General features: G+C 27.9%; 10 protein-coding genes. 5 read left to right on the top strand and 5 right to left on the bottom strand.

Annotated features, from left to right (window positions below):
* Positions 1–3 precede the first annotated feature (3 nt).
* From rpmA to BN1173_RS03980, 5 genes are all read right to left on the bottom strand, one after another.
* Positions 4–249, bottom strand: a complete 246-nt coding sequence (gene rpmA, locus BN1173_RS04000) for a 50S ribosomal protein L27 (protein WP_012538517.1) — start codon at positions 247–249, stop codon at positions 4–6.
* On the bottom strand, positions 236–568 hold the full coding sequence (locus BN1173_RS03995) for a ribosomal-processing cysteine protease Prp (protein ID WP_014696590.1): 333 nt from the start codon (positions 566–568) through the stop codon (positions 236–238). Before BN1173_RS03995 ends, rpmA begins: the two co-directional genes overlap by 14 nt.
* Positions 569–571: 3 nt before the next feature.
* On the bottom strand, positions 572–883 hold the full coding sequence (gene rplU / locus BN1173_RS03990; RefSeq protein ID WP_014696589.1) for a 50S ribosomal protein L21: 312 nt from the start codon (positions 881–883) through the stop codon (positions 572–574).
* A 139-nt stretch (positions 884–1,022) separates the two neighbouring features.
* Positions 1,023–1,553, bottom strand: coding sequence for an adenine phosphoribosyltransferase (locus tag BN1173_RS03985; RefSeq protein ID WP_040236789.1), 531 nt, complete (start codon positions 1,551–1,553; stop codon positions 1,023–1,025).
* 25 nt (positions 1,554–1,578) lie between these two features.
* Positions 1,579–2,109: a DUF2147 domain-containing protein gene (locus tag BN1173_RS03980; protein WP_040236787.1), complete on the bottom strand. Its 531-nt coding sequence runs from the start codon at positions 2,107–2,109 to the stop codon at positions 1,579–1,581.
* 269 nt (positions 2,110–2,378) lie between these two features.
* On the opposite strand from BN1173_RS03980, the gene flgF reads away from it, so the two are divergent.
* From flgF to BN1173_RS04860, 5 genes are all read left to right on the top strand, one after another.
* Positions 2,379–3,227 carry a flagellar basal-body rod protein FlgF gene (gene flgF, locus BN1173_RS03975; protein WP_040236785.1) on the top strand — a complete coding sequence of 283 codons (849 nt, stop codon included), beginning with the start codon at positions 2,379–2,381 and terminating at the stop codon, positions 3,225–3,227.
* A gap of 14 nt (positions 3,228–3,241) precedes the next feature.
* A complete protein-coding gene (gene flgG, locus BN1173_RS03970; protein ID WP_040236784.1) occupies positions 3,242–4,039 on the top strand; it encodes a flagellar basal-body rod protein FlgG in 798 nt (265 codons plus the stop codon).
* Positions 4,036–4,674: a hypothetical protein gene (locus tag BN1173_RS03965; protein ID WP_082020255.1), complete on the top strand. Its 639-nt coding sequence runs from the start codon at positions 4,036–4,038 to the stop codon at positions 4,672–4,674. The genes flgG and BN1173_RS03965 overlap by 4 nt, the downstream gene beginning before the upstream one ends.
* 195 nt (positions 4,675–4,869) lie before the next feature.
* Positions 4,870–5,475: a flagellar basal body P-ring protein FlgI gene (locus BN1173_RS04715; RefSeq protein WP_246040057.1), complete on the top strand. Its 606-nt coding sequence runs from the start codon at positions 4,870–4,872 to the stop codon at positions 5,473–5,475.
* 521 nt (positions 5,476–5,996) lie between these two features.
* Positions 5,997–6,094 (top strand): rod-binding protein (locus BN1173_RS04860; protein ID WP_425456546.1); only part of this gene is annotated, 98 nt, incomplete at its 3' end.

Raw genomic sequence — 6,094 nt, 5'->3', positions numbered from 1 at the left:
ATATTAAATAATATTTATATATTTGCGACCTTTAGAAGTTTTAAATTCTACTATACCATCTTTCAAAGCAAATATTGTATGATCTCTACCAAGACCAGAATTTTTACCTTTATGAAATTTTGTACCTCTTTGTCTTATAATTATTTCCCCGGCTCTTACAAATTGTCCACCACTTCTCTTAACACCAAGCCTTTTAGATATAGAATCTCTTCCATTCTTAGAACTACCACCACTTTTACTTGTTGCCATTAGTTTCCTCCAAAATTAATTTAATATCATAAGGATATTCAAAACACAAATCCTTTATACCGTGTATCAAAAATTTACTATGATAAAAAAGACTCTCCTTATTCAAAGTTCCAAAAGAAGCTCGAAATTCCAAATAGCCTTTTAAAGAATTATCCACAATAAAGCCCTCTCTCTCATAATCAAGAATACTAAAAAAAGTTCTTACAATAAAAGAAAAAGAGGAACAAACTACATTAATACAACCATTACTCTTAGCATGTCCATTAGCTAAAATATAAATAATTATATCATTATGGGTTCTTATCAAAACATTAATCACTAATTAACAAATTATATCATCAACTAAAACATAAGAATAAGATTGACGATGCCCAACCTTTCGCTCGCTTTCCTTTCTTCTTCTGTATCTAAAAGAAACAACCTTCTTATCTTTCTTATCTTCTAGATAAGTACATTTTACACAAGAACCTAAAACATAAGGCTTTCCTATTTTTAGATCCTCATCTTTTTTTACAAGCATTACACTATTGAATTCCAATTGATCACCACTATTTGCCACAATTCTATCTACTCTTAACATTTCTCCCTTTACAGCTTTATATTGCTTACCTTTTATCTCTACTAACGCATACATTACAATCACCTCTCAATATTCAGCTAAACATTATAATTTTAATAAAATTTAAAGTCACTTGCTATTAAATTTAAATCATATTAATTAATAACTAATATTTATTACATGAATAATACAAAATTATTTATTAAATAAATTACTAAGGATATCTAACAAGAGAATTTACATTATACTCTCCCAAAATATCTCTACCTCTTATTGATACAAGCTCAATAAAACAAAATATATCAGATATCACTCCACCCGCTCTCTCAAGCAACCTAGCAGCTGCCCTTATAGTACCTCCAGTAGCTAAAATATCATCAACCAACAAAATCTTTGTGTGCTGTTTAATATCATCCTTATGTATTTCAATACTACCAAATCCATATTCAAGTTCATACTCTTCTCGTAAGACTTGACGTGGAAGCTTTCCTCCTTTACGAATCAACAAAAGAGGTAAATTCATCTTTAAAGCCAAAGGAGCACCTATTAAATATCCTCTTGATTCAATAGCAGCAATGCAATCAATTTCTTTTGACGAATAAAGGGCATGTGCATCTTCCAGTAAAGACTTATAAGCTTCTGCTTGAAGCAAAACATTTGAAATATCATAAAAAAGTATACCTTCTTTTGGAAAATTAGGCACTTTCATGATAAACCTATCATAATATCCCATTTTATCTATCATCAAATTTCCCATTAATATCAAATATTTATTCTTCTACAACAGGAGGACTTGGCACTATACCATCTACATCCAAATTAGGAATTTCATCTTCTTTAGCTCGCGTCCAAACCTTACTCCTACCAAAAACCCATACTTTACCCTTAGTAATAAGATTTCCAGTTTTTGGATCCACTCTCATTTCAGAAGTATAAATCTTGCCATTATTAGGATCAATAATTTTACCCTTATCCCATTTTGAAGAAGACTTAAAATACTTAAGACCCCACATAAAATCAAGTCCCTCAGTACTTAAATGTTCAAAACCTACAACCTTATAACCAGAAGGGTTATTAATATCATGTATTTTGCCATCCTTAATTACATTTAAAATCCTACCATAAACCTTATCATTATACTTATAAACATAAATCACAGAATTTTTAGCATTGGTCTTATCATCATAGCCAACCCAATATCCCAAAACTTCACTACCATCCTCTTTTTTATTCTCAGATTCTGCAAATAAAAAAAATACTAACCAGAATAAAATAACAATTTTTAATATATTTTTACTCATACAAACTCCTAAAACTAACATTAAAAAAATACTTTAAACATTTCATAGTAAAAAAGAATTATACATTTATTTTATATCTTTTGCAAAAGATACCTTATATACATTATTATGCAAAGCCAATCATTTAACAACAATTAACATCTCAATTTTTCTGGGTAATACCCACATAAAATACAAACAAATATCATAAGCCAATATTTTTGAACTTAAAAATATTGACTTTTATGATAACATATTTATAATTGTAAAAAGAAGTAATAAGGATTTATATGGTAAGAGGAATTTATACAGCTGCCAGTGGAATGATAGCACAAAGACATAGGTTAGAAGTTATTGCCAATAACTTAGCAAATATTGACCTTACAGGATATAAAAAAGATCTATCTGTTCAAAAAGCCTTTCCTGAAATGCTAATTAGACGAACTAATGATGATGGTCTTTATAAATTTCCTAAAGGATATCTAGAAACAGCACCTGTTGTCGGGAAGCTTGGAACAGGAGTTGAAGAAAGCGAAATATACACATCCTTTGAACAAGGTCCACTAAAAATAACTGGAAATCCTCTTGACTTGGCATTAACTGAAGAAGGCTTTTTTGTTGTACAAACACCTGAAGGAGAAAGATATACACGAAATGGATCTTTTACACTTGGACGAGAAGGCATACTTATTACAAAAGATGGATATCCTGTTATTGGAGAGAAAGGATACATACACATAAAAGATAATAATTTCAAAATAACAGAACAAGGACAGATATTTCACAATTCAACATTCGAAAGCAATCCCAAAAGGCTTGTAAGTGAAAGTGAAAATTCATGGGAAAATTATGAACTACTAGACAATTTAAAAATTGTCAATTTTGAAAAAGCAAGATTTTTAAAAAAACAAGGAAGTTCCCTATGGTATAGCACAGAAATATCTGGACAAGCTAAAAATATTCCCATAAATTCAAGACCTAAAATTGAATCAGGAGTTTTAGAGTGTTCAAATGTAAATGCAATTAATGAAATGGTTTCAATGATTACAGTTAACAGAGTTTATGAAGCAAATCAAAAAACAATACAAACTGAAGATACACTTCTTGGCAAATTAATCAACGAAATTGGAAAATTTTAAAGGAGTATATGTATATGATGAGAGCACTCTGGACATCAGCCAGTGGAATGAAAGCACAACAATATAATGTAGACACAATTGCTAATAATCTTTCAAACGTAAACACTATTGGTTTTAAAAAAATAAGAGCTGAATTTGAAGATTTAATATACCAAACACAAAGAAGAGCAGGAACGCCTGCAACTGAAGACACAGTAACTCCTCTGGGCAATCAAGTTGGACATGGAACAAAAGTATCAGCAACACACAGATTGTTTGAACAAGGAAATCTGCAAGTTACCAATTTAAATACTGATGTTGCAATTGAAGGTGATGGATTTTATAAGGTTCTCTTATCAGATGGCACTTATGGATATACCAGAGATGGTTCATTTAAAATAGACGCAAATGGAAACTTAGTAACAAATCAAGGATATATATTGTTACCAGAAATATCATTCCCTGAAGAATACATCAAAAACTCTATTGCAATCTCTCAAGAAGGAATAATATCTGTAAAAGTTAACGAAGGTCTTGAGCCAATTGAGCTTGGACAAATAGAAATCGCAAGATTTATAAATCCAGCAGGGCTAAATGCAATTGGTAACAATATATTTAAAGAAACAATAGGATCGGGAGAAGAAATATCAGGAATTCCAGGAAGCAATGGAATGGGCAAACTTAAGCAAGGAATGCTTGAAATGTCAAACGTAGCAATCGCAGAAGAAATGGTGACAATGATAGTTGCACAAAGGGCTTATGAAATAAACTCAAAAGCAATCCATACTTCAGATAATATGCTAGGAATCGCTAATAACTTAAAGAAACAGTGACAACACTCAAAAGTAGGCTTATATTTTACTTACTTACAATAAACTTATCATATATAAAAGCTTATGATACCTGCTTTAAAATATCTCCCAGCAAGGTATACTTTTTTTCAAAAGAATATTCAAAAATATGCGATGGAAATAATTTATCCCAAATTTATATAAGTCCACATTTCAAAAAAAAACAAATAATATATTCTATGATTAGTCATATCACTAAAACTCTTGAAAATAAAAATATATACATATTGCAATTCAGTTTCGATGAATCAGAAATCAATATCCAAAATCAATCTGCAATCAATATAAAATTTAAAATAACAAATCAAACATCATATAAAAATATACCTATACAAAAAATCATAATTTATTATGCAAAACAATTTGAAGACTATAAAAAACATAACAAAATAAATATATACATAGACATCATAGAACCAATTGTATTTGCAAAAACAACTTTAAAGACAGGACAAAATTTAAACGAACATAACGTTTACTTTAAATACCAAATAAACACAACAAGCAACAACGAAAACTTAAATTTAAATGCATTACATCAAAACAAATATATTGTATTACAAAATATAATGAAAAATGAAAAAATTAAGCTAAACAAAATACAAAAGCAACAATAATATNNNNATATAAAAAGTATCATTTTCAATTTTGTTAGTTAATTTTACATACAAGCAACAAAATTTTTTCTTCAAGTATCATTTTTCATTTCACTTTAAATAAACAAAAAAAGCCAAATAAAACACATAAGACTAAACAATTGAAATAATATTAAAATAAAGGTAAACTATATTGCCATACAAAGGAACAAAATCATGAAAAAATTGATAATGTTAATTATATTAAATTTAAGCTCATTTGCACAAGAAAATCAAGTTAAAAATTTTTCTAACCAAAATAATGCTGACAAACAAATAAACGAACACACAAAACTAAAAAATATTTCTGAAATACAACCTGCTAATTCGCAAATATTAACAGGAATTGGCATAGTAGCAGGACTTACTGATAAAGGAGATTCAATTAAAGAAAAGGAAATTTTAAATCAAATTTTAAACAAAATTGGTATTAACGAAATAGATCTAACCAAAACAGGAAGCAAAAATATAGCATTAGTAAATGTAGCAATCAAAATAAATGGAAATATGATTAAAGGTGCAACTCATAACGTTTACATAGCATCTATGCTAGATGCAAAAGATTTAACAAACGGAATGCTTTTAAAAACAGAATTTAACGATAAACAAGGAAAGTTATTAGCAACTGCATCAGGACCAATAATAATCAATGATAAATCAAAAGGTACAGGATACATATTAAATGGAGCAACAATACATGAGAATCAGAACTATACAACTTACAATATAATTTTAAAAAACAAAGATTATTCTCTAATAAATTTAATAAGTCAACAATACTAACAAAAAATAACATAAAAAATAATATAAAATCAGGAAATATTATAGAAATTGAAGTTGATGACATTGGACTAATAAGTAAAATTGAGAAAATAGAAATAAAAACCATGCCTAAAGTTTTAATCAATGAACAAAATAAAATAATTATGGCAAGCACAAATGCAGAAATAGGACCCCTAGTATTATCAATTGAAAGAAAAGAAGAAGACTTATTTAGTAATTAAACAAATAAAAATATAAAAATACTAGTACGAAGAGTTGTTATTAATTGAATTCATATCAAATAATTCAACTAAGCTTAATAACAAAGAATTAATACAAATCCTGAAAAATATTGAATGTTTGTATAATTCATGTAGAATTAATTTTAGAGGAATAAATATGATTACACAATTTACAACAGATTATAACACAAGAAAAAGAAAAAATATTAAAAGAAGAAAGAGAAAAAATAGAAATAAAGCAAAAATGACAATAAACTTTATGAGGCTGCTCTAGAATTTGAAGCAATATTTATAAATCAAATGCTCAAGAGTATGAAAAATACTTTAAATAAAGAAAATAATTTAATTAATGGAGGACAAACAGAAGAAATTTTTGAAGACATGATTTATTCAGAAAG

The sequence above is a fragment of the Borrelia crocidurae genome, from assembly GCF_000825665.2.
GTDB lineage: Bacteria > Spirochaetota > Spirochaetia > Borreliales > Borreliaceae > Borrelia > Borrelia duttonii.
Note: the sequence above shows the minus strand (reverse complement) of the source record. Positions and strands in the feature narration are given on the sequence as shown.

What these genes read in the sequence shown, in the direction of transcription:
- rpmA (WP_012538517.1), bottom strand. Translation starts at nt 249, where the DNA reads ATGGCAACAAGTAAAAGTGGTGGTAGTTCTAAGAATGGAAGAGATTCT.
- flgG (WP_040236784.1), top strand. Translation starts at nt 3,242, where the DNA reads ATGATGAGAGCACTCTGGACATCAGCCAGTGGAATGAAAGCACAACAA.
- BN1173_RS03985 (WP_040236789.1), bottom strand. Translation starts at nt 1,553, where the DNA reads ATGATAGATAAAATGGGATATTATGATAGGTTTATCATGAAAGTGCCT.
- rplU (WP_014696589.1), bottom strand. Translation starts at nt 883, where the DNA reads ATGTATGCGTTAGTAGAGATAAAAGGTAAGCAATATAAAGCTGTAAAG.
- flgF (WP_040236785.1), top strand. Translation starts at nt 2,379, where the DNA reads ATGGTAAGAGGAATTTATACAGCTGCCAGTGGAATGATAGCACAAAGA.
- BN1173_RS03980 (WP_040236787.1), bottom strand. Translation starts at nt 2,109, where the DNA reads ATGAGTAAAAATATATTAAAAATTGTTATTTTATTCTGGTTAGTATTT.
- BN1173_RS04715 (WP_246040057.1), top strand. Translation starts at nt 4,870, where the DNA reads ATGAAAAAATTGATAATGTTAATTATATTAAATTTAAGCTCATTTGCA.